Origin of the sequence: Saccharothrix espanaensis DSM 44229, assembly GCF_000328705.1 — a bacterium.
GTDB lineage: Bacteria > Actinomycetota > Actinomycetes > Mycobacteriales > Pseudonocardiaceae > Actinosynnema > Actinosynnema espanaense.
Map to the genome: position 1 here is coordinate 2,165,481 of NC_019673.1, position 25,282 is coordinate 2,190,762.

The 25,282-nt window shown below is 66.8% G+C and carries 19 protein-coding genes and 2 pseudogenes; 14 read left to right on the forward strand and 7 right to left on the reverse strand.

Annotation, left to right across the window (positions count from 1 at the left end; all coding sequences use genetic code 11):
• Nucleotides 1-11: 11 nt before the first annotated feature.
• The 3 genes from BN6_RS10170 to BN6_RS10180 all read left to right on the forward strand — a co-directional run bounded on the left by BN6_RS10170 (nucleotide 12) and on the right by BN6_RS10180 (nucleotide 6,374).
• Nucleotides 12-4,469 (forward strand): coiled-coil domain-containing protein, encoded by a 4,458-nt coding sequence (locus BN6_RS10170; RefSeq protein WP_015099512.1) that lies wholly within the window; start codon nucleotides 12-14, stop codon nucleotides 4,467-4,469.
• Nucleotides 4,453-5,586 carry a Wadjet anti-phage system protein JetD domain-containing protein gene (locus tag BN6_RS10175; protein ID WP_015099513.1) on the forward strand — a complete coding sequence of 378 codons (1,134 nt, stop codon included), beginning with the start codon at nucleotides 4,453-4,455 and terminating at the stop codon, nucleotides 5,584-5,586. Before BN6_RS10170 ends, BN6_RS10175 begins: the two co-directional genes overlap by 17 nt.
• A 179-nt stretch (nucleotides 5,587-5,765) precedes the next feature.
• Entirely contained in the window at nucleotides 5,766-6,374 is a 609-nt protein-coding gene (locus tag BN6_RS10180) for a GIY-YIG nuclease family protein (RefSeq protein WP_231905177.1), read from the forward strand.
• Here BN6_RS10180 and BN6_RS10185 read toward each other — a convergent pair.
• Nucleotides 6,357-6,932 (reverse strand): DUF6884 domain-containing protein, encoded by a 576-nt coding sequence (locus BN6_RS10185; protein WP_331712635.1) that lies wholly within the window; start codon nucleotides 6,930-6,932, stop codon nucleotides 6,357-6,359. The two genes, BN6_RS10180 and BN6_RS10185, sit on opposite strands and share 18 nt — an antisense overlap.
• A gap of 173 nt (nucleotides 6,933-7,105) precedes the next feature.
• Here BN6_RS10185 and queC point away from each other — a divergent pair, with 173 nt between their 5' ends.
• Genes queC through queD form a run of 3 tightly spaced genes read left to right on the forward strand, consistent with a single transcriptional unit; the run spans nucleotide 7,106 to nucleotide 8,795 of the window.
• Nucleotides 7,106-7,807: a 7-cyano-7-deazaguanine synthase QueC gene (queC, locus tag BN6_RS10190; protein ID WP_015099516.1), complete on the forward strand. Its 702-nt coding sequence runs from the start codon at nucleotides 7,106-7,108 to the stop codon at nucleotides 7,805-7,807.
• On the forward strand, nucleotides 7,804-8,439 hold the full coding sequence (gene queE, locus BN6_RS10195; protein WP_015099517.1) for a 7-carboxy-7-deazaguanine synthase: 636 nt from the start codon (nucleotides 7,804-7,806) through the stop codon (nucleotides 8,437-8,439). The genes queC and queE overlap by 4 nt, the downstream gene beginning before the upstream one ends.
• Entirely contained in the window at nucleotides 8,439-8,795 is a 357-nt protein-coding gene (queD, locus tag BN6_RS10200; RefSeq protein WP_015099518.1) for a 6-carboxytetrahydropterin synthase QueD, read from the forward strand. Before queE ends, queD begins: the two co-directional genes overlap by 1 nt.
• A gap of 88 nt (nucleotides 8,796-8,883) precedes the next feature.
• Here queD and BN6_RS43435 read toward each other — a convergent pair whose 3' ends face one another.
• The gene (locus BN6_RS43435) at nucleotides 8,884-10,254 is read right to left on the reverse strand and encodes an HNH endonuclease (RefSeq protein WP_084672613.1); all 1,371 of its coding nucleotides are present in this window, start codon (nucleotides 10,252-10,254) and stop codon (nucleotides 8,884-8,886) included.
• 56 nt (nucleotides 10,255-10,310) lie between these two features.
• Between BN6_RS43435 and BN6_RS10210 the strand changes: the two genes are divergently transcribed.
• Both BN6_RS10210 and BN6_RS10215 read left to right on the forward strand, forming a co-directional pair.
• Nucleotides 10,311-10,643 carry a hypothetical protein gene (locus BN6_RS10210; protein ID WP_015099520.1) on the forward strand — a complete coding sequence of 111 codons (333 nt, stop codon included), beginning with the start codon at nucleotides 10,311-10,313 and terminating at the stop codon, nucleotides 10,641-10,643.
• 111 nt (nucleotides 10,644-10,754) lie between these two features.
• Nucleotides 10,755-12,149 (forward strand): hypothetical protein, encoded by a 1,395-nt coding sequence (locus BN6_RS10215; protein WP_041312502.1) that lies wholly within the window; start codon nucleotides 10,755-10,757, stop codon nucleotides 12,147-12,149.
• A gap of 751 nt (nucleotides 12,150-12,900) precedes the next feature.
• On the opposite strand, the gene BN6_RS10220 is transcribed toward BN6_RS10215, so the two are convergent.
• Nucleotides 12,901-14,166, reverse strand: a complete 1,266-nt coding sequence (locus BN6_RS10220) for an IS4 family transposase (protein WP_015098774.1) — start codon at nucleotides 14,164-14,166, stop codon at nucleotides 12,901-12,903.
• Nucleotides 14,167-14,589: 423 nt separating this feature from the next.
• On the opposite strand from BN6_RS10220, the gene BN6_RS48515 reads away from it, so the two are divergent.
• Entirely contained in the window at nucleotides 14,590-14,733 is a 144-nt protein-coding gene (locus BN6_RS48515; protein ID WP_231905179.1) for a hypothetical protein, read from the forward strand.
• Nucleotides 14,734-15,421: 688 nt separating this feature from the next.
• On the forward strand, nucleotides 15,422-15,667 hold the full coding sequence (locus BN6_RS10225) for a hypothetical protein (RefSeq protein ID WP_148302805.1): 246 nt from the start codon (nucleotides 15,422-15,424) through the stop codon (nucleotides 15,665-15,667).
• A 393-nt stretch (nucleotides 15,668-16,060) separates the two neighbouring features.
• Here BN6_RS10225 and BN6_RS50135 read toward each other — a convergent pair.
• The 3 genes and pseudogenes from BN6_RS50135 to BN6_RS50375 form a co-directional block, all read right to left on the reverse strand.
• Nucleotides 16,061-16,189 (reverse strand): annotated as a pseudogene (locus BN6_RS50135) (hypothetical protein); the annotation flags it as partial.
• A gap of 38 nt (nucleotides 16,190-16,227) precedes the next feature.
• A complete protein-coding gene (locus BN6_RS45480; RefSeq protein WP_015099524.1) occupies nucleotides 16,228-16,809 on the reverse strand; it encodes a hypothetical protein in 582 nt (193 codons plus the stop codon).
• Nucleotides 16,810-16,830: 21 nt separating this feature from the next.
• Nucleotides 16,831-17,800: pseudogene (locus BN6_RS50375) on the reverse strand (IS30 family transposase).
• Between the two features lie 490 nt (nucleotides 17,801-18,290).
• Between BN6_RS50375 and BN6_RS10245 the strand changes: the two are divergent.
• The 4 genes from BN6_RS10245 to BN6_RS43460 all read left to right on the forward strand — a co-directional run bounded on the left by BN6_RS10245 (nucleotide 18,291) and on the right by BN6_RS43460 (nucleotide 24,021).
• A complete protein-coding gene (locus tag BN6_RS10245) occupies nucleotides 18,291-18,806 on the forward strand; it encodes a hypothetical protein (RefSeq protein ID WP_015099527.1) in 516 nt (171 codons plus the stop codon).
• 718 nt (nucleotides 18,807-19,524) lie between these two features.
• Nucleotides 19,525-21,720 carry an ATP-binding protein gene (locus tag BN6_RS10250; RefSeq protein ID WP_015099528.1) on the forward strand — a complete coding sequence of 732 codons (2,196 nt, stop codon included), beginning with the start codon at nucleotides 19,525-19,527 and terminating at the stop codon, nucleotides 21,718-21,720.
• A 378-nt stretch (nucleotides 21,721-22,098) separates the two neighbouring features.
• The gene (locus BN6_RS10255) at nucleotides 22,099-23,427 is read left to right on the forward strand and encodes a hypothetical protein (RefSeq protein ID WP_015099529.1); all 1,329 of its coding nucleotides are present in this window, start codon (nucleotides 22,099-22,101) and stop codon (nucleotides 23,425-23,427) included.
• A gap of 396 nt (nucleotides 23,428-23,823) precedes the next feature.
• Nucleotides 23,824-24,021 carry a hypothetical protein gene (locus BN6_RS43460; protein WP_269454353.1) on the forward strand — a complete coding sequence of 66 codons (198 nt, stop codon included), beginning with the start codon at nucleotides 23,824-23,826 and terminating at the stop codon, nucleotides 24,019-24,021.
• Nucleotides 24,022-24,542: 521 nt separating this feature from the next.
• On the opposite strand, the gene BN6_RS10260 is transcribed toward BN6_RS43460, so the two are convergent.
• A complete protein-coding gene (locus BN6_RS10260; protein WP_051075493.1) occupies nucleotides 24,543-25,082 on the reverse strand; it encodes a hypothetical protein in 540 nt (179 codons plus the stop codon).
• Nucleotides 25,083-25,282: the final 200 nt, after the last annotated feature.

The window sequence follows — 25,282 nt, forward strand, 5'->3', positions numbered from 1 at the left end:
GGACGCACCCGATGTACGAACTCTCCAAGGTCAGGCTGTACTCCGTCGGCCCGCCCGGTGCTCGGTACGAGGATGTCGTCATCGACCTGTCCGGCGCAGGCACCCCAGTGCGTGACCAGCAGTTGATGCTCGGTCAACCGGAAGTCCGCCGGCCCTCGCCTGCCTCCATCCTGTTCCTGGAGAACGGCGGCGGCAAATCTGTGTTGATCAAGCTGATTTTCTCGGTCATGTTGCCAGGCAAACGCCAGGTAGTCGGCACCTCGAACACGAAGGTGTTGGAGAAGTTCGTGGATCGCAAAGACGTTGCGCATGTCGTGCTGGAGTGGATGCACACCAGGACCGGGCGCATGCTGCTCACCGGCAAGGTGTCGGACTGGCGTCGACGCGGCCCGCAGTCCGGCGAGGACAACCTCGTGGACCTCTGGTACAGCCTGCGCCCTAACAGCGTCGTCGACATCACGACGCTGCCCTTCGCCGAGGACGGCCACAATCTCGTCGCGACTGAATTCCGCTCCAGGCTCGACGACTTCGCAGAGGAGGATCCAGCCCTCGAACTGGAATGGGCGGACAAGCACTGGAAGTGGGGACAGCGGCTCGCCGACCTGGGGCTGGACGCTGAGCTGTTCCGCTACCAGCGGGACATGAATGCTGGTGAGGGTGAGGCGGCCGACGCGTTCACGTTCACTACGGACGAGGCGTTCGTCGACTTCCTGCTCAAGGCCGTCCTCCCACACGGTGACGCGGAAGACCTCGCCGACTCCATCGCGGGGCACGCGGAGAAGATTGCCAAGCGCAACGACCTGGAGTTGGAGCGCGCGTTCGTGGCGGAAGTGCTCGAACTACTCGATCCGTTGGCCGAGCAGCGATCGGCCACGGTGCGTGCCGATGCCGTCGCCGCCGAGGCGTCCACCGAACTCGACGCGTTCGTTACCCGGTTGATCGCCCGAGTCGTTCACGAGAACGGACTGCTGGACCAACGAAAGCAGCACATCGGAGAACTGACCATTGCGGTCTCGAACGCTGCGGGTGCACTGCGTCGCGCGCAGGACATCCACGCCGCCTTGGCGCACCGTACCGAGACACTGCGACTGGACGCTGCTCGATCAGCGGAGCATGCCGCGGCCGGTGTGAAGGAGCACGCCGAACGCGTCATCAACGGTTGGGCGGCGACCCGCAAGCTCATGGACCACGAGACAACCGCCGAGCACGCTGCCGCACTGCGCGAGGTGGTCGGGCAGCGTGAAGACGCCGCACGGATGGCACTGGAGGCGCGTGACACGAAGTCCCGGGCACTGGCACGTGCTCTCCTGGTCACGGCAGACGCCGCTATCGCGGAAGCTGAGCACGAGGACGCCCAACTCGAGAAGCTGAAGGAGGTGGTCGAGGGCACGACTGAGTCGTGGCGCACCGCGGTCGCCGCCGCCGCCCAAGCCACCGCGCTCGCAGCACAACTCAACGAGCGCGTGGCCGGTGTCGACGCCGAAGTCGAAGCGGCCGTGGAAGCGGGTTTGATCACATCGGTCACCTCGCTCTATGAGGACGCGGTGTCGCTCGCGGACCGCGTCCGGACCGACTCGGCCGAGATCGAGGAGAACGCGGGACGGCTGAACGCACTCGAAGCCCAGGTCGGAGTGGCCCAAACCGAGTTGCTGCAGGCGCAGGGGAAGCAGGTCGCTGCGCGGAGCCGGCACGAGAACGCAGTGACCGTATTGAACCGGGCCGAGGTGGCTGCGGAGGCACTCGGTCGCGAGCCGCGCCTGATCGAACTGCTCGACACCGACGACGTCATGCTGGAGTACGACGTCGAGACGCTGCTCGACCAGCTTGCGAAGGCTCAGGCCGACTTCGACCAGCAGCGGACTGAACTGAGGGTCGCGGACGCGGCCGACGAACCCGCCCGCCTGATCTGGGAGGAGACCCCCGAAGCGCTCCTGCCACCGCCCCACGAGGTCGCACACATCCGTCGCCTGCTGGAGTCGGAAGGAATCGCCTGCGGAACCGGGTGGGACTACGTTGCCGACCACTCTGACGAGTCGACCCGCGCGGAACTCGTTCGACACCTGCCCCATCTTGCGGGAGGTGTGCTGGTCAACAAGCCCGAACACCTCGACCGTGCCCGCGAGGTGATCGCTGAACACGGCTACCACCCCAGCGGGATCGTCACCGTCGCGACATCACACTCGTTCGACATGGTGGTGGACGCGGCCTTCGATCTCTCCCTCCGCTCGACCGCCGGGTTCGTAGCCCCGCCCAATCCAGCGCTGTTCGACCCCGCGGCGGCCAAGGCAGAGCAGACGCGGATCGCCAACGAACATGCGGCGCGGAAGGCCAGACTGGCCGAACTGGACGCCACCTACAGCGCGGACCGGGCACTGGCGGCCAGGCTGTCGGCATGGCGTGCGGAATACCCGAGCGGCACCTTGGCAGGACTTGCCGAGGCCGTCACTTCGGCCGAAGCCGCACTGCGAGACGCCGATCAGGCCGTCGAGCACCGCGAGCGCGTCCTCGTCGGTGCTGTCGAGGCGCGTGACGCGCATAAAAAACTACTCGCAGAACTGCGTCAGGCACTCGACCTGCTCAAGGAACGCTCCCGCAGCCTCACAGAGTTGGCTGGTAAGAGCCGCGAGTCGGACATCTGGAAGAGGAACGCTGCCCAAGCCCGTGGCCAAGTGGAAGCTGAGACCACACGAGCAGAAGAATTCTTCAAGCACATCGGCAGGTTGCGTGGTGACGTCGCAGTCCGCCAACGTCGAGCCGACGACCAACGCGCGTTGGCGGCCAGGACCCGTGACGAGATCGACAACATCCAAGGCGACACCGCGGTCAATCCCGACGCCCCGGTTCCGGATCAACCAGTCGCGGTGCTGCGGGACGTGTTGCGTGAGGCGCAGCGCGTCTATGACAAGGCCGAAGTCGGTGACGACCAGCTCAAGGAGTTGCAGGCGGCCGAGGTTAAGGCGACTACGGCGCGCCGGGAGTGGGAGGACGAGCCCTCGGTCATCCGCGACATCGCCCGGCAGTTGCTCGAATCCACGGATGGTGCCGACGCCGCGTCCCGGGCCTCCGCGGTTGCGCAGGCCAGCAGCCGACTCCAATCCGCTGACCGGGACTACCGGAACGCGTCGAACAAGGCTGCGGCGTGCGGCGCGCGTCTGGAGCAACTCCCGGCACCCACCGTGGTGCTCGACCGCTCGCTCCAGCCACGTGACGCAGAGCACGGAGAAGTACTGGTCACCGAGGCCACCGAGACGGTCGAGAACACCGGCGAATCGCATGAGCGCCGCATCGCCGACCTGGAAGCGGCGCGGACGGCGTTGGGCAAGGCCGAGGTGGTAGCCGACGCGTTCAGGACGATTGCCGATGCCCACCGCGCCGCATCGGACGACCAATCGGACATCGATACTGCTGGTGTCGAACCGTTCAGGGGTGACGTCGACGCAGCCCGAAGCCGCTACGGAGAACTGCGTCGTGCCACCGCAGTGGCCCAGAAAGTCGCACAGGACGCGCACCGAGCATTGCGCACGCATGCCGAACGGCTCGACCAACGCGCCAGGGACAGCAGGTTCGAGTCACTTTCGATCCCGGCACGCACGCAGATCCCAGGGGTGGGGCTTTCCGCTATGGCGGACCACGCGGCCGAGTGGGCCCAACAGCTGCGACCGCGCCTGCGGTCGTTGACCGACGACTTGGAACAGGTCGACCGGCACCGGTCGGTCATCATCGAGCGGCTGACTGCGATCGTGGATGGTGCGCTACGCAGACTGCGCACGGCCCAGCGGCTCTCCAAACTTCCCAGAGGGCTGGGCGACTGGACCGGGTTGGAGTTTCTACGCATCGGCTGCACACCTGTCGAAGGCGACTTGCTCGCCCACCAACTAGGCCTGGTCCTCGACGACGCGGTGGAACGGCACAAGACCAACGGGAAGCGCGACGGTCTCGGGGTCGTGCTGCGTGCGGTCAGGGCCGCAGTGCCCAAGGGTTTCAAGGTGACGATGCTCAAGCCGGACGCCGTGCTGCGTGCCGAGCGCGTCCGGATCTCCGAGGTCCGCGACGTGTTCTCAGGAGGCCAGCACCTCACCGCTGCGATCATCCTCTACTGCACCATGGCGGCCCTCCGCGCGAACAACCAGGGCAGGACCCGCCACCACCACTCCGGGGTCCTGTTCCTGGACAACCCCATCGGTCGGGCATCCGCTGGCTACCTGCTGGACCTACAACGTGGAGTGGCTGCCGCGCTCGGTGTCCAGCTCGTCTACACCACCGGGCTATTCGAGGAAGAGGCGCTGGGCGGTTTCCCGCTGATCGTGCGGCTGCGCAACGACGCGGACCTACGTGCCGGGCGCAAGTACCTGTCGGTGCACGAGCGGATCGCACTGCACCTGGATTCGCTCGCGGTACCGAACGGGACCGGTGTTCTCACCACCACCAGAGTCGTCCTTCCGGAGCGGCGTCGTGGCGAAGCGGATTGACCGGCTCGGGGACGCTCTCTACAGGGAGCTCCTGAAGTGCGCCGCAGTGCGAAACTGGCCTGGCACTACCCACAAGGAAGTACCCATCGTCGAGGTGCGCCGCTGCTTCGGCGAGGTCTACCAGCGTAGGGAGGGCGACGACGGGGTCACCGCGATGATCCGCGCGAGCCTGTCCGTCCTAGTCGAGCGCCAACTGGTCGCCCCGGTGAAGGCCACCGACCTCGAGCGGATCGATTTGCCGACGAAGGTCAAACTCGTGCCCACGGCCGCGAAGACGCCGAAGATCGTTCCACCGATGCCACGATGGCACCGATTGCTGTATGACCTGGAGGACTTCTGGCCGACAGTCACGGACAAGCAGCGCGTGCGGTACGTGGCTATCAACCGGTGGTTGTTGAGCAATCCCGACACGGCGACGATCGTGCCGCTGCGGGAGCGCGCTCTCGAAATATTCAGCTTGTTCGGCGCCGAGGAGGACTTCGAGTCGCCTGAAAAAGCACTCGACGGGATGCGCACCGGACCGCTGTTCGGCGACCAGGAACGACTCCTGCACCTCCTGCGGGCCGTGGCGACCCCGCCACCGCTGCTGAGCAGGCAACTGCTTGAGGAAGTTACCCCAAGCCATCTGACGCGCGTCGGCGAAGGAGATCTGCTGCTGGTCGTGGAGAACAGTGCGACGTGGTGGTCGATCGTGAAGGCATTGCCAGCGCTGCACAACCTGGGGCACATCGCGTGGGGTCTCGGTGCGAGCTTCATTTCGTCAATTCGATCCATCGCCGACAACCACGAGATCCGCCGCATTCGCTACTTCGGAGATCTCGACCTCTCCGGTCTGCGCATCCCGGACTCCGCCCGGCGCACCGCGTCCGTCGAGGGCCTGCCGTCCGTTCGCCCTGCGGTGAACCTCTACGCCGAGCTGTTCGCGCTGGGCCGGAGCTGGCGGGCGAACGACAAGGCGGTGGATAGGGCTCGTGCGCGCGAACTGGTCGGCTGGCTACCCGCAGAGCACCATGATGCCGCTGTGCGGTTGCTTACTGAGGGGCGCCGCATCGCTCAGGAGTGGGTTGGGTACCGACACCTCGGCCAAACCTCGAAATGGCACGCCGACCTCATGTGATCGACGCGATCGTGCGACTCCGATCGACGACGGCGCAACTGTCGTCCTCTGTTCCCGTCCGGCGTAAGGGCTCGCGGATGTGGTCGTCGTTCATCGGCCGGGAGTGTCGTACCCGTGTGGTACACCGTTGAGCGGCGCGTAGTCGAAGTGCTGGCGTCGAGCTTCAGGGGAGGAGTGCTGTGGAAGAGGATGTCTACAGGGACCTAGCGAAAGGGCTGCTGACTCCGGAACAGGTGTATCCGCGTGGGGAGGCGATGTCGAGGAGGTCCGTGGTGCCTGCTCGACGGGGTGTCTATGCCTGGTACTTCGACGAGGTGCCGCCGGGTGTGCCGACCGAAGGATGCCGTGTCGGCGAGTTCGGGACGCTGCTGTACGTGGGGATCGCGCCGAAGGCACCTCCTGCGAATGGTGCGCGGCCGAGCAAGCAGCACCTTCGTCAACGCGTCGGCTACCACTTCGGGGGGAACGCCTACGGTTCCACGCTGCGGTTGACCCTGGGGTGTCACCTGGCGGAGCAGTTGGGAATCGAACTTCGCCGTGTGGGCAGCGGCACGCGACTGACCTTTACGAAGACGGGCGAGGACCGGCTCAGCAAGTGGATGGGTGCTCATGCCCGCGTGGCGTTCACCCTCGATGACGAGCCGTGGAAGCTGGAGCACGAGCTCATCCAGCGCGAGGTCCTTCCGTTGAACATCGCCGATAACGCCCACAGCCCTTATTACCTTTCGCTCCGCACGCTTCGAAACGAGCACAAGAGGCGGGCGCGCGAACTACCCGTCGCTTCCTGACCGGGCACCCGGCTCCGCCTGCCCGTCCGAGACAGGGCGGCGCCAAGGTGCGCGAGAGTCGTCCGTGCCCCGAGTCGAGCGGAGCGTGGCCAGTACCTGCCGTTGGTAGCCGATACCGCGGGTGCCCAGGTAGTGATCGTGGACGCGGATGGAGTGGCCGCGTTGTTCGATCATCTCGTGGGCGGCCAGCAGCCTGGCGAGGTAGGGGCGTGGGAGGAAAGTGTGGATGTCGGTGTCGCCAGCCTCAGCCAACGGCATCAGCTGGTCGGCTACGACTGTCGTCGGGACCGCATCCCGGTCCGTCATCCTCCGGTCGTAGGGCTCGACATGCGTGTCCAGGTCGAGTAGGCCATGCCGCGCTGACAGGATCCTCACCGCTGCACTGCGGCCTGCGGTGCCGGACAGTTCGGCCTCCTCCTCGACCACGGTGAGGCAGTACTGGAACATCGACCCTGTGTAGAGGGTTCGAGCGGGGCTCGGCCGGGAGAGCTTCGCTGCTCCGCACGGGATCACGAAGAGAGTTCTGCTCACATTCGTGCTCACCACCTGTCCGAACACGCGAGGTCATAGGGTCGGTTCATGCCGTACAGGCTAGCTTCGTCGCCTCAGGTCAGTAGGACCGCACTATTGCGCATTGCGCGCCTGGTATTTACATCACCTCGCTCGTCCGGTAAGCCGTAGAAGCGGGTGATCAGTGACTGGTCGATTCCGAAGTCATAAGAGAGGTGTTCATGGCGCGGCGGGCTATCGTTCTGTTGAGTGGCGGCCTCGACTCCTGCACGGTCTTGGCGATAGCCAAGGACCAGGGTTTCGAGTCGTACGCGTTGAGCTTCGACTACGGGCAGAGGCATCGAACGGAGTTGCGGTCGGCCGGGCTGGTCGCAGCGGCGCTCGGCGCGACCGAGCATCGCACTGCGACTATCGACCTGCGGGTTTTCGGTGGGTCGGCGCTGACTTCGGACGTGGAGGTGCCCAAGCATCGGATCGTCGACGACATCGACTCCAATATCATACCGGTTACTTATGTCCCCGCCCGTAATACCATCTTCCTTGCGTTCGCAACTGCCTACGCCGAGGTGGTCGGCGCGTTTGACATCTTCACCGGTGTCACTGCGGTCGACTACAGCGGTTACCCGGATTGTCGTCCAGAATTCATGGAGGCTTTCGAGGCGACAGCCAATCTGGGAACACGCGCGGGCGTCGAACAGGGGGAGCGGTTGCGGCTGCATTCTCCGCTGATCGAGATGTCGAAAGCGGACATCATCCGTGAGGGAACTCGTCTCGGTGTGGACTACTCGCTCACGTCGAGCTGCTACGACCCGGACGACCGTGGCCGCGCCTGCGGCCATTGTGACACGTGCTTGCTGCGGTTGAAGGGCTTCGCCGAGTGCGGCATCAAGGACCCCGTTGCTTACCGGGGTGCAGTGGCGTGACTTACCTGGTCAAGGAGATCTTCTACACGCTGCAGGGTGAAGGCGCGCACAGCGGCCGACCGGCCGTGTTCTGCCGGTTCTCCCGCTGTAATCTCTGGACCGGACACGAGAAGGACCGGGCGCGGGCGGTGTGCAGGTTTTGCGACACCGACTTCGTCGGCATCGACGGGCCAGGCGGCGGCAGGTTCGCCACGCCGGCGGAACTTGCCGACGCGGTCGAGGCGGCCTGGCCCACGCTAGGCAAGGCCAGGCGCTTTGTCGTGTGTACCGGCGGTGAGCCCCTGCTTCAACTCGACGAGGTAGCGGTGCAGACGCTGCACGAGCGCGGGTTCGAGGTCGCCGTCGAGACCAACGGCACCCGCGTCCCGCCACCGGGGATCGACTGGCTCTGCGTCAGCCCGAAGGTCGGGGCGGAACTGGTGGTGGAGTCCGGTGACGAGCTGAAGTTCGTCTACCCGCAGGAAGGAGTCAATCCTGCCCGGTTCGAGCACCTGGACTTCCGCTCCTTCCGGCTCCAGCCCCTCGACGACCACAACCTCGACGACAACACCAAGGCCGCTATTAGCTACTGCCTCGCCAATCCTCGCTGGTCGCTGTCCTTGCAAACCCACAAGTACCTGGGGACCCGCTGATGGAGCTGTTCAAGGAGTTCACGTTCGAAGCAGCCCACCGCATGCCCGAGGTACCGGAAGGGCACAAGTGCGGACGGCTGCACGGCCACTCGTACCGGGTCACCGTCCGCTTGGAGGGTGCAGTCGAACCCAAGGCGGGCTGGGTGGTCGACTTCGGTGAGGTGAAGGCGGCGTTCAAGCCCTTGGAGGAACGACTCGACCACCACTACCTCAACGAGGTCGACGGCTTGTCGAACCCGACGAGCGAGAACCTGGCCGTGTGGATCTGGGATCGCCTGTCAGCCGCCCTCCCCACCCTGTCCGCGGTCACGGTACGCGAGACGTGCACATCCGGGTGCACCTACCGCGGAACATGAGCAGGTACGTCGAGCGGGTCAACTCCGTTGTCCACCTGTCCTAGTGAGATGGTGCGGGGCGGGTGTCTATCTGGCGGAGTCGCCCTGCTCATCCACTGACCTCGTCGTCTGGTCCGGCAATCGCGCATGCCTCGCGGTGGTAGCTGATGTGCGCGTCGTCGATCGCGTGTCGGGGGTGCCTGCGCAGTGTGCCGACCGGCTCGCCGCGCCAGATGTTCCGGACCCTGTCGTCAGCGCCGACGTAGATCGTGAAGGTGTCGAACAGGACATGGCACTTGGGACAGAGGCACAACAGGTTCGCCAGCACATCCGGACCGCAGTGGGGATAGCCCCGACCCCGGATGTGTGCAGCCTCGCTGTAGGGCCCCCGGGCAGTGAGCACCTGATCGCCGCACAACTGGCACCGGTGCTCATGCAATGCCTTCACTTCTTTCGCCAGAGCCGAGTCGCGGGTGACCTCCGACCTCGTGATCGACCGGCGATCCGCCGGACCGGGGGAGGAGGTCGTCCTCGTGCCTGTCCCGTGAGCGGTCGTCTGCTCGTCGAGTCCGACGCGTTCGAGCAGTGCTGTGCGGTCCGGGATGGCGGCCAAGTATTGGGTGAGGATGAGGTTGACGACTTTCGTGCGCAGTGCGGTGTCGTCGTCCAGGAGACCATGGACGTCCTCGGTGAATCCCGCGCTCGGTCCCACCGCGTCGAACACCGAGGCGCTGGGCTTGAACCTCGGAGTCGGCTCGATGCCCTCAACCTGCCAAAAGCCGGTACCTCGCAGGTGCCAGAACGGGACCTCCGGAGTCGCCGACGCTCCTTCCTCTTTGAACTCGTCGAGCAGAGCCTCGACCTCGGAGGAGAAGTCGCTCCAAGCGTGCAGCCGAGGCTCGTCCCCGGCAAGACGCCCGATCGCCCACAGCAGCGTCAAGGGCAAGTGCCTGCCGGGCTGCCTTTCGTTGTGGTGGAGCCGCATGTGTCGCAGGCTGCGGATCAAGTCGGCACGCAGGTCGGGGCGGCGTTCGGTTCGGACACCGATGCTCGGTGTTGACAGCCGCCTGCGTTTTACCCAGCCCAAAGGCAGCGGCTCAAACCTGCTGCGGAGTCTGGGCGGCACGAGCACGGCCTGGTCGGGAACGTCACTAGTGGTCACCTCCGCGATGGCTGCGGCGCGTGGAGGATCGAACACGCGGATGTTCCCCAAGGCGACGATGTGACTGAGAGCCCTGTCACCGAATGCCCTGCCGGGCCAGATCGTCCCTGCCACGCCTTCGTGTTCGAACCTGTGGAGGATCACCACCTCGGCGACGACGAGCCCATCGGTGTGGAACAGGATCCAGTCGCCGATCCGGTGATCCGGGACGTCGTTGCCGGTGACACCCCACAGGCGGGCATGAGCGTTGCCGTAGATCCCTGCCGAGGACATGGACAGTACCGCGACAGTGAGCCTGCACAGGCCGATCTCCCACAACGCGGTGTGAATCTTCGCTACGTTGTCGGTCCGGATTCGAGTCGCCAGGGGTGGAGATGACCGAAAACTTCAACTTCCATGGTCCGACGACGTTCATCAACAAGCCGCAGAACACCGTCGTCCAGGACTTCCAGAACACCCACAACACAGTGCACGGCGAGCAGCTGGCAGAGCTGCTGCGTCTCGTGTTGAGCAGCAAGGACCTCACCGACGAGGAACGTGAGGAAACCGCGCGCCTGGTCGAGGAGGCCGCCACGGCGGCGGACACGGACGAGCCCGCGGCGGTGGAGCGGAGGTTGACCAGGATTGGCCGCATCGTGTCGAGGGCTGCCGACATCGCGACGCCGGCCTCGGTGATCGTAGACAGCGTCTCGTCGATGTTCACCTGAGTCCCGACGTGAGAATCCAGCTGCCGATGGACGACGACGACTCGTCACCGACTTCCGCGGTCCATCACCTCCATCAACCGACACAGGTGCTGATACCCGATGAGTGACCCCATGCAGCTCGACGCCATCGTCTGGGTAGACGACCACGCGCTGCTCCGAGGCACGCTCGGGCACAACGCCGCATACGCGCTGACTCACCGCATCACCCCCGACGACTCTGCCCGGTGGGACAAGACGGACGCGCGCATCGCCTCCGGCTTGCTGGCGCTGGAAGTCGATTCGGGCACCACAGTCGCCGAGCTTGCGCGGCTCGCTCTGGACACGTCGGGCGAGGACGGAACGAAGGTGGTGGAGGTCTGGGTCGAGGACGCCGTCACCCATGAGCGCCTGCCGGACGAGGCGGCGCTCGCGGAGGTACTGGAGTCCGGCGACTTGGTGCTGGTCAAAGCCGAGGTGCCGCCGGAGGCCTGCTACCAGTTGGGCTCCTTGGGCAGACCTGAGGAGCTGTTCGACGTCCTGCACGTGGCCGCCGCGCTGGAGGTGGCGGCGTGGCCCAGGCTGTGGGGCGCGCTGCTCTACACCGAGGAGGACGCGGAGGTGGCGACGTACGTCCGCACGCACTTCGACGAACTCAACGCCATGTCCGGCAAGCTTCTGCGCATCTTCGTGGTCGAACGCCCCCCAGACTGGAAGCGCGCCAAGAAGTACTGGCGCGCCCACCTTGAGCCGGCCCTGCTTCGCACGATGTCCGTGATGCGGTGGCTGAACTCTTCGCCGTACGACAAGAGCGGTCTCTACGAGGTAGCGCGCGAACTCGGAGTCGAGCCCGACCACTTCCCGTGCCTCGCCCTGTTCGGTGGCAGCGACGACGACACGATCATCTTCCCGATCAAGTCGGCCGACCCGGCGTCATTCCGCGAGCTGTTCACTTTGATCCACCGGGCGGTAGGCGAGATACCGGCCGACTACCAAGCGAAACAGGCCTACGACCGCTCCGACAGCCGCGACCCCAGCCAGCCGGTGCTACGCGGCGCGGCGGCGCTGGAAGCACTGGCGGCATCGGCGTCGTGGGCGGACCAGGCTGCGCTGGCGCAAGTGGGTGCGGCGAAGAAAGCCCTGCGGGAAACCGAGTTCCACGGGCGGAATGTGGTCATCGCGCACGGGACCTTGGAGAACATCACCATCCACGGCCCGACGACCTTCATCAACAAGCCGATCAACACGGTGATCAAAGACTTCCAGAATACCCACACCTCCACCTACGGCGCCCGACTCGCCGAGGTTTTGCGCCTGACCCTCAACAGCGAGGACCTGCCGCCCGCGGATCGGGTGGAACTGGCCAAGCGGGTCACGAAGGCCGTAGATGTACTGGAGTCGCCGAACGTACGCTCCCGGTTTGCCGTTCGATACGCACTAGCCGACATCCGCGACCTGGCCTACCGCAGCAAGGACGTCGCGCAGCCGGTGTCGGACATCCTCAAGAGCATCGAGGAAGGTTTCACATAGACAGGCGCAAATGCCGCCCGGGAAGCCGTCATAGCGGTAGGGCGGTGCAAGATCCGTTCGAAAGCATGTGCGCGTGATCGGGCGCTGTGGGGCACGAGAACGCTGTGGGTTGCCACAGGAGAAGTCGCGTCGGATCAGGTCCGGTGGGACGGTCGCGACGGGGTCGGGGACGGTGGTGGTGCGCCACCGCTTCGGCGCGCGACCCGACCGTCCGGTCTGCCGCAGTAGTCGGGCGACGCGTTTGCGGGAGTGCCGCCGGCCTTGGGCTCGGAGTTCGGCGTGCAATGACGACTGGCAGCTCGAGTTGGATAGCCATTCGCTGGGATGCGCAGCCAACGGGCCCGCACCCTGCTTGCACGCGGGGCACGTCCGTCGTAGTTCGGAGGGGGCATGCACCGGGATAACCGACCTGATCGGGCTCAACGGATTCCATGATCAGAATTGCGGTTTGATAGACCCCTTTACTCGGCAAGTTACACTAGGACACGACCTGGAAGAACAGGCCCGAGCACGGCGCTCAGTCATTTTACGACTGGGGGTCAAGGGGCAATGCCGTTAAGTTAGGGCGGGTGAGCGGAGCTTGATGGTCGGTGTTCCGTCATGCCTGATGCTGCGGTGTTCAGGTCGTTTGACGCGGTAGGAGTTGTGGCGTCCGCGTTTGACAACGCGAGCGCAGGTACGGTTGCGACGTCTTCGTGTGGGTCTCCAGAGGATTTCCTCGAAGGTGTCGACAAGTGCTCGCCAGCGGTGGTCAGGGGGAAAAATCCGCCTGAGCGGTGACCTGGCGGCGGACGACGCGGAGAGTGCGGATGAAGGACAGTTCGTCGGGGTCGACATCGGCCTCGTCGGCAGCCCGGCTCATCAGACTGCGGATGGCGTAATGAGTGAGCAGGAATGCCCAGATCTCCTGACGGACCATGTCCGGCGATTTCGACCGCAGTATCCGGGCGTTACCGCGTTGATGCGTCTTGATCTCGTTGAAAACGGACTCGATCTCCCACCGCTGGTGATAGCACCAGGCCAGTTCGGCGGCAGTGGCTTCCGATGGTTCCGGAATAGTGGTGGCCAAGCAGATCACTTCGCCGGTACCGTTGCCCTCCCGGTCGGGTACTTCGTATTCCACAACCCGGACCCGGAATCCCTGCTCGGGGCTGACGGTCTTCCCGGCGGCGGCGTCGGCGATCACCTGTCGGCGTCGTCCGGCGCGGACCTGAGGGTTCAGCAGGATCGAGTCGAAGGAGCCGTCGGAAAGCCATTTCAGCACGGGCAGCTCGACCCCGGAGCCGATCCTCCAGAGCAGGTCGGCGCCAGTGTCGAGGAAATCCTCCCAGAGCGAGTAGCTGTAGAAGTTCCGATCGGCGGTGACCAGCATCCCGGCCTCGACCGAGCCGAGCAACGATCGGGACAAGGCTTTCTCGTCACCGCGGTAGCCACTGATCACGGCATCGACGATCGCATGCGACCCGCATTCGGCCAACGCCACCACCAACGCCTGGGGGAACCCACTTGCTTTGTGGTCGTTTCCGCTCTTGCCGAACTCCGCGACATTCTCCGGCGTGTCCTGGAGATCGAGCATGACACCGTCCACGGCCATGACCCGCCGCGACCTCAGCCATGCCCCATGGGCACCCGGCCCGGCGACCGGCACCGCGACCCGCTCGAACAACACGCGCAACGGCTCGGACCCGAGACGCTGCCGTGCCTGCGCCACCGCCGAGGTCGACGGAACATGCCATTCACCGCGCCACGACCCCATCGACTTCAACGAGCCGACGAGTTTCCGCATGACCTCCTCGTAGTCGTCGTCGAAGAACAGGCACATCGCTTGACAGAACCGCACCATCACATGCGCCGGAAGCAGACGCGTCCGCTGCTCGCGTTTCCCGGTCTCGTCCAGGACCTCCTCGATCAAGTCCCGCGAAACCACCTCGGCCAGAACACCGAGCGAAACCCGGTCGACAAGCCGGACATCTTCGCCGACCGCAACCGACGCTTTCTTCTGCCCAGCACGCGCCATGGCTGAATTCTACCGTAAGGACACTAACTTAGCGGCATTGGGTCAAGGGGTCGCAGGTTCAAATCCTGTCGTCCCGACTGCCAAGAGGGTCTTCGCAGGTCAGATACTGCGAAGGCCCCCTTTTTGTGATCTTGGGATGTTCGGACGGGTCAAGCACGCCGCTCAGCGACACCTTGACTCGGGGAGTTTCCGCGATGCCCCTGCTGGACCTGGACAAGATCACCACCGGCCTGTCGACGACCTGGTCGGGCTACCTCCGCGACTGGGACCGGACCCTGCGTTCGGCCGGTCACTCGGAGACCACGCGCTACAACTACCTGTTGGCGGCGTGCGGCGGCGCACGAGTCGTGGGCCAGGACGACGGACCGCCGGGCGCGCACGGGCCACGCGACCCAGGCGGCGTTGGAGCGGTTCGAGCGTCAGGTGGACCCCGAGGGAGAGTTGCCGCCGGATCTGCGTCGGGAACTGGCAGTCCACGCCCGCACCGCGCACATGCTGGGGCTGGCCCGCCGCTCGGCGGCGGTCCGACGCCTGGCTCCCCGCCGCTACGACACCGAACCCCGGTAGTTCGAGGAACCGCGTACCGGCCGGTCCACGCGCTGTGCGGGCGTGTGGCTACAACAGAATGTCGTTGGGCAGTTGGGATCATGGGCCGCGACGCTCAATGCGGAGGTGGTCTGGACGCCGCCACCACCAGGTTCCCGGTACTCAACGCGCTCCACGAGAGACCGCCGATCGCCTCGGGTGGACTCGGCGTCCGCAGGAGGGTCGCCCCGGGCTCCGGGCAGGCGTCCAGCGCCACCTCGACCAGGGGCGGGTCCGACAGGGAGCGGAGGCGCGGGACGGCCCACCACCCGGTGGCCTCAAAGCGGAGGGCGGGCTCGTCGCTGCGCACGGCGGGAAGGTCTGCGGCGTAGCGCGGCCTGCCGCAGTGGGGCGAGCGTCAGAGCTGCCAGCACTCGCATCCGAAGCACGTGCTCGACCGCCCAGGCCGCCGGCACGCCACCTCGACCGCGCAAGTCGAACCATCTATTGTCCCCGCGTCCCCGGCCGGAGTCAGGTAATCACCTTTCCGAGTTTTCGGGGAACCTCACCCCGCTCCCGGATCCTGGCCAGTGGTGTCATACGGACGCTTGGACCAGCGATCAGTTCCACTCCTGCACTCTGCTGGACCCCACCGCCGGTATCCACGGCACCGAACCCGTCCAGGCTGTCCGTACAGCGGCCCTCACCACACCCCCTGCTCGGTGCGATCTTGGCAGGGCTCGTCACCTGGTCGGAAAACCGAAACTTCCACACGTGGGAGGTGACCTCCTTCGTCGCGACCATCCGCACCGTGCCCGAGTGGATCCCCGTTGACGCCCTGACAGCCACGATCCCCCGTCAGTACCCCGACCCCTTACCGGCGGTCGACAAAGACCTCGTCACCGAGCCCGACGAAGCCCGCCGCCTGGCCCCACAAGCGCTCCGCGCCGCAGACACACCACCAGCCACCATCTGACAGCAGACGCGGGCCGCAGGCACCCACCCGGCGGGTAGTTGATGCGACAGGTTGAGCGTAGACAGGCGGGCGCGGCCGGGCGGCGGTAGTGGGTCCGACCGGCCATGACCCGCCGTCCTGCCGGTGCGCGTTTCCCCTCCGGCGCGGCGGCCACATCGCGCAGCCGTCTTCATCGAAATTCGATGAAGTATTCAAATCTTGTCGGGTCCAAACCTTCCACATACGTGTTCATCAATCGGTCGAGGCTGGCTCCGACGACCGGGAACGAATCCGCATGAAGGTTCGGATAATCTCCAACGAGAGACTTGATCGTAGGCAAATCGACCGCCGCAGGCAGGTTCACCTCCGTGGCGAAAGCGTCGTCCGACTTGTTGTACGCAACTAGAACCCAACTCAACGTGCACACTCCCGTCCCGGAATAGGGTCCTTGAGTCGACCCTCTGTATCACTGTGCATTTCGCCCGTGTCGGAGTCGAAAGCTCCGAAGCGCGTTCCTCTTTTGTTGTGCATTTCAATTTCACCGTGTCGCGAGTCCCGTTACGAATTAACGACTTGCGACATCAGGAGATCGTGGCCAACCCCTGATTTCTGCGGAAGCGGCCGATGCTGTCGATGGCGGGCGCCGGGTTGACGGTGAGCGTCCTGCGGGCGATTGCGACAGCTTCGAGCGGGTGGAGGGCGGTTCCGGCGGTCCGCCGGAGGCGGAGGCCGACGCCGGCAGTGTCGAAGTAGTCCAACATCGTCCTCGCCAGCAGTACGAACCCGGCTAATTGCCGGGCAAGCATACGGTCCGGCGGCCGTCTCGTCCTATTCGTGCGCGTCGGTCCAAGTCCGTAGCGCCCCGGTGGCGGTCGAGCCACAACGCCGGCTGGCGGCCGATACCGTCCAGTTTTGATCGCTGCCGGTAGATCCATCCGGTGCTTGCCGGCAGGATCGCGGAGGAGCTCGTGACGGATCGCGTCGGTGCCGGTGTCGACCTCGTGTCGGCAGATCGTCGGAACGATCGCGCCCAGCCCGACGTTGCCGTCCGCGTCGCGGTGGTCGAGCAGTTGGGCGGCGTTACGGACCAGGTTTCGGGTGAGGCCGCCGGCCGACACGTGGCAGAACCCGACGCGACGTTCTCTCACACCGACCCGCAGCAAGGCGAACTCCCGTAGGCGAGTTCAGTCGGTGGGAGCATCTGCTTCGAGGAGTTCGGTGAATACCTCGCTGGGTTTTCTCCAGTCGTGGATCTTACGGGGTCGGTCGTTGATCTCGGCGGCGATGGCGGCGAGGTAGCGTGGGTCGGAGGGGATGTCGACGCCCTTGGGCAGGAACTCGCGGACGATGCGGTTGAGGTTCTCGTTGCTGCCGCGTTCCCACGGTGAGTGCGGGTGGGCGAAGAAGACTGGCAGCCCGGTGGCGGTCACCTGTTTGTGCAGGGCCATCTCGGAGCCGCAGTCCCAGGTCAGGGAGCGTTTGATGGAGGTCGGGAGGTCTCCGACGGCGGCGATGATCGCGTCGGTGACGGTGAGCGAGTCGCGTCCGCGCAGCGGGACCAGGAGCAGGAAGCGGCTGGTGCGCTCGACCAGCGTGGCCACCGCGCTGCGGCCGCCCTTGCCGATGACCAGGTCGCCTTCCCAGTGACCGGGCACGGCCCGGTCGTCGGCCTCGGCGGGACGTTTCGTCCAGGTAACGGGGCTCGCGGATGCGTGGCGCCGGTGCCGGACGCGGCCCGCGGCGTGCCGTGCGGCCGGTCCGCAGCGCGATCAACTCCCGGTTCAGGGTGGCGACCGGTTGGGCGTAGACCCACTGGTAGACGGCCTCGTGGCTCACCCGCACAGCGTCCTCGCCGTCCTCGCCCCGTGCCAACCGGCCCGCGATCGACGCCGGTGACCAACCCGCCCGCAACAGCCCCGCCACCCGCATCCGCAGCACCGGATCGCGGTCCACCGCCAGAGACTTCGGCCTCGACCGGGCGGTTTCCGCGGCCCGGTCGGCCATCACCGCCCGGTACCCGTCGCGACCGCCGTGTCGGGCCACGTCCCGCGACACGACCGAGGCGTCACGACCGATCCGAACCGCGATCTCCTTATATTCCAACGACTCGGCCAGTCCACGGGAGATCTCCTCCCGATCGGCCAACGTCAACATCCGACGCACGGCGGGCGATCCTTCCCCACCGAACCCAAGATCACATGCTACGACCGTCTGAACCTGCCGTAACCTCTCGGCCACCCCGTGTCACACCAACAGTATGTCCGCAACACCTGCCGATCGTTATCGGATATCCACAATAACTTGCTCATTTCACGGCAACGCGGGCTGACGCTGGATCCGCGTCAACGACCGCAGGGCCAGGGCGGAGGCGGTTGAGTTCGACCGAGCCATCCGTCACGGTTACCAGCACGCCACCACGCAGGAACAATGGCTGCGCGGGCAATACCTCCTGCACCGCTCGTGCCTCCCGCTGGAACAGGTCAACTTCGACACACCCGCGAGAACCAAGCGGAATCCGCAGTTGATCACAGCAGAGTCGACGCGTGGATGACGGCGACCCTGACGGCTGCTCGCTGTGGTCATACCGCTCCGGCGAGCCCACGACCGACACACCGGCGACCACAGGCTCCTTAAGGCGTGCGGCATGAGCGCCACCACGACGTCGGCCACGACGATGCGTGTGCGACCACCGGGCACGTCACCCGGGATGAAGTGGTACTCGGTGCGGACGGTGGCGGCGATGGTCGGATACCTTTCCAAGGCGGTGAACGCCACGACGCCTGCCACGGCAACCTGCGGAGAGTCCAGCACCGCAGACAACGCCGGTGCAGCCACGACGCCTGAGGTCATCGACGCACTGGTGTACGCCCGGCTGCACCGGCACGGCCGACTCGGTGCCGTCGCGGGATCGAACGCCGCCAGGTTGGTGGTCGGCAGTGTGCTGTTCGTGCCGCTGGCTTTCGGCGGCGTCGCCGCGTGCCCGGACACTCGTGTGCAAGACGGTCGCCACCGTCGTCGCCCGCGCCGTCCTGTGGGGGTGCTCGCGCCACCTGGCGAGTGGCGCGGCCATGTGCTGAGCCCGTTGGCGTCGAGCCAGTGCATCAGGGTTATCGCGGCGCGAATGTCGTTGCGGTCGGAGGCCGCGGCACCGCTCGTATAACGGCCCGTCCAGCGCGGCGGCGGGCATGGCGCAGTACCTGCCGCTCGGTGAAGGGACGCAGGATCCGCACGCGCGGCGGGTAGTACGGCGAGTTGCTCCCGCAGCTACAGGCGTAGCTGGGCGAAGGGTTCGTTGCGGTCGGGCAGCCCGCCGTTAGCGGTGAGCATCTGTCGGATCGCGGAGGTGACATGGTCGCGCGGCAGCCGGTCGAGCAGGTCGTAGTGATCACCTCTTCCTCAGCGGCGAGTCCGGCCAATGTGCTGGCCGCAGGATTGGTACGCACCCATTCCAGCACCGTCCGCGCCCCTGCTGCACACCGCGCCCGTACGGCACTACGTGCCTCAACGGGCGCTGCAGCGACGACGCAAGGGCGGAACCGAACCACCGTTCTGACTCGTCCTGATCGGGCTCTGTGCCGGACAAATGACCCTGTCCCGCGAGGTGCCGGTTGGCCGGGTGATGGGTTCTCCCGGGTCCGTTCGGCCAGCAGCGGTTAGTGGCGAAGCATGGTCGGGCGACCCGTTGGACGTCCATGGGCTGCTCGTTCCGGGTGATCGCTGAGACAGGCCGGTGTTCGTCACGAATCCGCAGTTCTGCGCTGTGGGAGCGGGCCGTGCCGCTTGTGATGTGCGTGGTGGTCGATCGGTTCGACCAGGATCGGACCGCGAATGAGCTGGGGGATGCGGTGTCCGATGGTGACCCGGAGGAAGGTGGTGTGATGGCCTCGGTCGCTCAGCACGCGATCGTCGGTGGTGCCGGAACGGTGGTGCAGGCCGGCCGTGATGCGACGGTCACTTTCCACCATCCGACACGTCGGGTGGTGCCGTGCCAGCTGCTCGCCGCACCCAGGTTGTTCGCAGGGCGGATGGCGGAGCTGGCGGGGTTGGACGAGGCTCTGACCTCAGCGGCCCTGGTCACCGCCCCGAATGGGCAGGCCCAGGATTGCGTGGGCTTGTCCACCGACCTGTCCGTCGGAGGTGCGACGCTGATGGTCTCGGCGATCGGGGGAGCCGGGGGGATCGGCAAGACGTGGCTCGCGCTGGCCTGGGCGCACCGCAACCTGAACCGATTTCCCGACGGGCAGCTGTTCGTGGACCTGCATGGGTTCAGCCCCACCGGAGAGCCGGTGGAACCCGAGGCGGCGGTGCGCGGGTTCCTCGACGCCCTGGGCGTCGAACCCGACCGCATCCCGACCGACCCGGGCGCCCAGGTGGCGCTGTACCGGAGCCTGGTCGCGGGCCGGCGGATGCTGATCGTGCTGGACAACGCCGCCAGCACCGACCAGGTCGTTCCGCTGCTGCCCGGCAGCCCGACATGCACCGTGCTGGTCACCAGCCGCCACCGGCTGGCTTCCCTGATCGACCGACACGGTGCCCGCCACCTCCCCCTGGACGTCCTGGCCCGGCACGAGGCTCGCGCCCTGCTGGCCGCACGCTTCGGCGACGACCGCGTTGCCGCCGAACCTGACGCCGTCGACGAGCTGGTAGAGCTGTGCGGCGGCCACCCGCTGGCCTTGGCGATCAGCGCCCGCAACGCGGCCACCCGACCCGGTATCCGGCTGGCCGAGATCGCTGCGGAGCTGCGCGAACTGGGTCTGGAGGCGCTTGACCACGACACCGATCCCGCCGCGAGTCTGCCCACCGTGCTCTCCTGGTCCCTGCGCCGGCTCACCGACGAACAGCGCACCGTGTTCGGGCTGCTGGGAATCGCCCCCGGTCCCGACACCACGCCGCCCGCCGTGGCCGCCCTTGTAGGCCTGCCTCCCGCCCGCGCGCGCAGAGCGCTGTCGGCACTGGAGGAGGGGTCCCTACTTGAACGACGGCCGGGCGGCCGGTACGCGATGCACGACCTGGTCCGCGCCTACGCCACCACCGTTCCCGACCTGCCCGACGACGTGCGGAGGATGGCCCTGGTACGAGTGGTGGACTTTCACCTGCACACCGCCTTTGCCGCCGACCGCCTCCTGCATCCCCACCGTCCGCTCCTGCAACCCGGCCCGCCCGCCCTCGGTGTCCATCCTCTCCCATTAACCGACGCCGCGGCTGCTGCGGCCTGGCTGGAAGCTGAGCACGCCACGCTCCTGGCGACCCAACGTGCCGCCGCCGCTCTCAACCTCAACCACACCGTCTGGCATCTCGCCTCGGTATGGGACGTTTTCCACGCCCGGCGGGGATACCTGCATGACGCACTCATCGCGTGGCGGACTGCGGTGCAGGCCGCTGCACATGTGCCGGATCCCGCCGTTCGCAGCCGCGCCTACCGACACCTCGGCCGTGCCTGTTCCCGGCTGGGTCTGCATGAAGAGGGCATCGGGCACCTGAACTGGGCACTCGCCCTGGCTGCACAGCACCACGACTCCACACAACAGGCGCACACCCATCGGGCCCTCGCATCCGCCTGGGGACGACAGGGAGACGACCGGCGGGCGTTGGACCACGCCCGACATGCCCTCGGCCTCCACAGCGTCCTCGACAACCCCGTGCGAGAAGCCGAAGCGCTCAACCTCGTCGGTTGGTACGCCGCACGCTCAGGGGACTTGGACACCGCCCGCAAGCACTCCTTGGCTGCCCTCATTCTGTTCCGACGCCACCACGAGCCCGACGGTGAGGCGGCCACCCTGGGCAGCCTCGGATTCATCGCCCACGGCATCGGCGATCACCGACAGGCCGTCGATCACTATCGTCAAGCACTCAGCCTGTACCACGCCCACGGCAACGCCTACGAGATCGCTGACATTCTCGATCGCGCGGGCCACCCCCACGTCGCGCTCGGCCGGCACGACCGGGCCCGCGCGGTGTGGCGGGAGGCGATGAAGCTGTACCGGGAACAGGACCGCGACACCGACGTCCAACGCGTTCAACAACAACTCGACAACCTCGACGAATCCATCGACACCGGTTCGAGCAGTGCTTGATCGTCGCCATCATCGTCTCCTTAATGTGCTGGCCACTGCGAGGCCGTTCCGACGGCGAATAGGTGATCAGTCCAAACTGAGCTGGTGTGGTGCCCGGGACTCCCACCGGCGGGGATCGGGGTCGGGCGCTGGCCGGCGGTGTCGCTCGATCGGGTGGGGTCGGCCGGGGCCCGGGTGATCGGTGTGCAGGGTGGGCTAGGTTGGCGTGCGCGGTGATCGGGACGCCGCCGAGGCTCCTCCGCCCGGTTGGAGTGAGTGCCTCCGAAGCACCCGGCAGTGGTGTGAACCGCCGAGTCCGCGTCGATCGCGGGGTCGTGTGGTCCGCGTGGAACCTCATCTGCAGCAGCGCCGGCCGGGCGGCGTGCGCGGAGGACTGTCGTGTCGACAGAGGTTGTGAGCGCGTCGTCGGTTCACGACGACCACCGTCGCTGGTGCACCGGCGACTCCGAGAACCAGGAACGCCGGGAGGGCACGTGGCGTGCCGGCGACCTGCTGGTGGCCTCCGCGTCGGAGGTGGCCCAGCAGGTGCTGGAGGCCGAGTTGTTCTCCGCCGTGGTGCGGGCGATGGACGGGATACGCCGGCGGGCCCGGCCGCTGAGGCCCACCTCGCTGGTGCGGCGGACCCGCGCCGACGACGGGCTGCTGGCGTTGGAGGTCGCCGACGACGGTGTCGACGAGGTGCTGAGCGAGGTGCTGCCCCGGCTAGTCGGCGACCGGCTGGTCGGCATCCCCGGGGTGCGGCCCCTGCCGGGACGCCACCATCTCGAACTGAGACTGTCGGGGACCCCGGCGGTCGTGCGGCTGTTGGGGCTCGACCGGCCTCGGTGGCACGAGGCGGCCGGTCCGCTGGCGGCCGGGTGCGTGGCGGTGTGGCGCGACGTGCGCGACCGGTGGCACGAGCGCGAGCACGCCGCCGCCCGCGCCCCACGGGACCTGACGGCGGCGGCCGGGAGTGCGCTGCTGCGCCGGTTCCCACTGTGGAAGGGCGCGGCGTGGTTGAGCACCGTCGCCCGGCCCGGCGGGTGCCTGGAGGTGTACTGGCGGGACGGCCCGCGCGGCGAGGCGGTCGCGGCGATCCTGTCCGACTCCTGCTGCCGTGTCCCCGACACCGCCGTGACCGCCTACGTGATGCCCACCGACGGCGTGCGGGGCGTGCGGCTGTCACCGGGCCGGTCCGTCGCGCACGGCGGCGAGTCCGGCTGGGCGTGGACGGAATGGACGGCGATGACCGCCCCGGGTCCCTTGGTGCCGGAGCACGCGGCCCTGGCCGCCACCGAGACCCCGTCGGCGATCCTCCCGCAGATGTGGGAACAGCCGTCGATGCGCGAGGCGCTGGCCCGCCGCGAGATCGGCGACGTCTACCGGCTGCTCGCCGGACACGGTGTGCCGCTGGACCACATCGGCCGCGCCACCGGCCAGAACATCGAGGAAGTCTCGGCGACCCTGGCCGGCCACCCCGTGCGCGACTACGACCGGTTGTGCCGCATCGCCGACGGGCTCGGCATCCCCAAGGGCTACATGGGACTGGCGCACCACGAACGGGCGGCCCCGGTTTACCGCGACTGCGACTGCGACGAACACGGCAAACGCCGCCGTTTCCTCGAACACGCCGCCATGCTGCTCATCGGCTCCGCCGAATCCGGCACGACCGTCCAATCCCGCAACGGTTTCCACGACGCGTCCTGTCACTACGCGCTGTCCGCCTGAACCGCGCGGCACCCACCGCCGTCGCCGGGTCACAGCTTGCCGGGGCAGTAGTGCCAACGACGGCCGTCGCCGCGCCGCCCGAAGGACGTCCGCTCGGCGAGCTGTTGGAACGTGCCGAGCTTCAGCAGAACGGGAGCCTCGTACATCCGTGCCTCCAGTGCAGGTCCTGATGTGGGGCGATCCGTCCGCCGATCGTGCTCGGTCAGGCGGAATTTGAATCGATTCGAAAGAATTGCCGTCGACCGGTCCCAGGGAAGTGCCTTGCAGGTCCCTGTCACTCTTGACTCACCCGTGTTGGGCAGGACACCCGCAGGACTGCGGATGCGGCGTGCGAAACCAGGGGCGAACCGGCTGAATTGAACGCCGCTGCTGAGCCGGCCGGTTCCGACCCACCTCATCCAATCCGGCTCCCTGCACGGCCTGCATGGAGTCGTCCTCGGCCGGTTCGCCGGATGCGAGGACTACACCGACCGAGACTGGACCGTGATCGACTTGCTACGGGACCGGCTGGGAACGTTGGACATCTCGGTACTCGGCGGCATCGACGTCGGCCACGGCGACAACCCGCTGCCCGTGCCACCATCGGGCCCGTAGTCCACTGACCTCCGACCCGCGACAGCGAAGCAGCAGACCATGCCGACGGCAGGACCTTGACAGCATCGCGGAGTCGGCTGGCGGCGTGCGTTGCGAGGTGGTTGGCCGTCTCAGGCGGTGCCAGGTTCCAGTGGAATGCCCTGGTGCTCGGAGCGCTAGGCTCCGACACCCACTTGCGAAGCCCTGGAGGTGTTCGAGGGGGTGGTGGCGCGGCATGGTCGATGATGGTGGTGCCGACCTCGCCCCGCTCCCGCGGGTGGGCCGAGTTCGTGGAGGAGTCGGCCGGGCCCGGTAAGCGTCGGTGTCAGGGGTGGTGTGGTCGAGTACAGCGCGTGCGTGCGGCGGCGCGAGCCGGTGGCGGGGCCAGCCGCACGGTGACCATGGGGCAACGCTGAAGGAACACATCGTGCGGGGGCGAGCAGATAGCTGTGTGTCACCCCGGCCTGGGTGCAGGCCGGGGTGACACGGCGGGGGGCGGGCTACGCGGCGGGTGCGCCCCGCTTTCCGCTACTTCCCGTGCTTCAGCAGTTCCTCATCCGGTCGACCGGTGTCCAACTTCCGTTGGGGTCCCCGCTGCGCGCCGGCGGCGTCCGGTAAATGACTTTGCCAGCATCGTTCATCATCTGCGCCACAGTGCCCTTCGTCTGGTTGTTGTCCCACGATCCCGGGCCCACCCATGATTCGGGGATGTCGTACACCCCGCACGCGTACATGTCGATGTGCGAGCCGGTGAACGACTTCCCCCGATACGCGCAGAAATGGCGGTAGTCGGCATAGCCGCCGTCGCAGTTCACGTCGAGGGCTCCGGGACCGATCTGGCGCGGCTGCGTCTCGCCTGGCAGCGCGATCCTGATGGTGGCCCCGTCGAGTTCGACCCGGTTCAACGCGACCTGTTTGCCGCCGAGTTCCCTCAAGTACCCGTCGGCCTCGGCCTGCAGTGTTCCGATCTGGTCGGCCGTCAACCCGGCTGCGGTCCCCTGAGCGGCGAATTTCCGGTCGACGTTGGTCGTGGCGGTGGCCGCTGCAACCCCGGCTACGCACAACACCACGGACAACAACACTGCGCCTAAGAATCCCGTACGACGCATGCGACACTCCTTCCGATTTGTGATTTTTCGGCCCCGTCATGCCGGCCGGCTGGGGTGTGTTACCACCTCAGCCGGCCAGCACGGCTCGTCGGGGTTCCGGGAACCCCCCGTTATTCCCTGCCCGGAGGCCCGACGTGGTCCGGTGATTCGTTTTCCGATACCGGAGCCTGCGA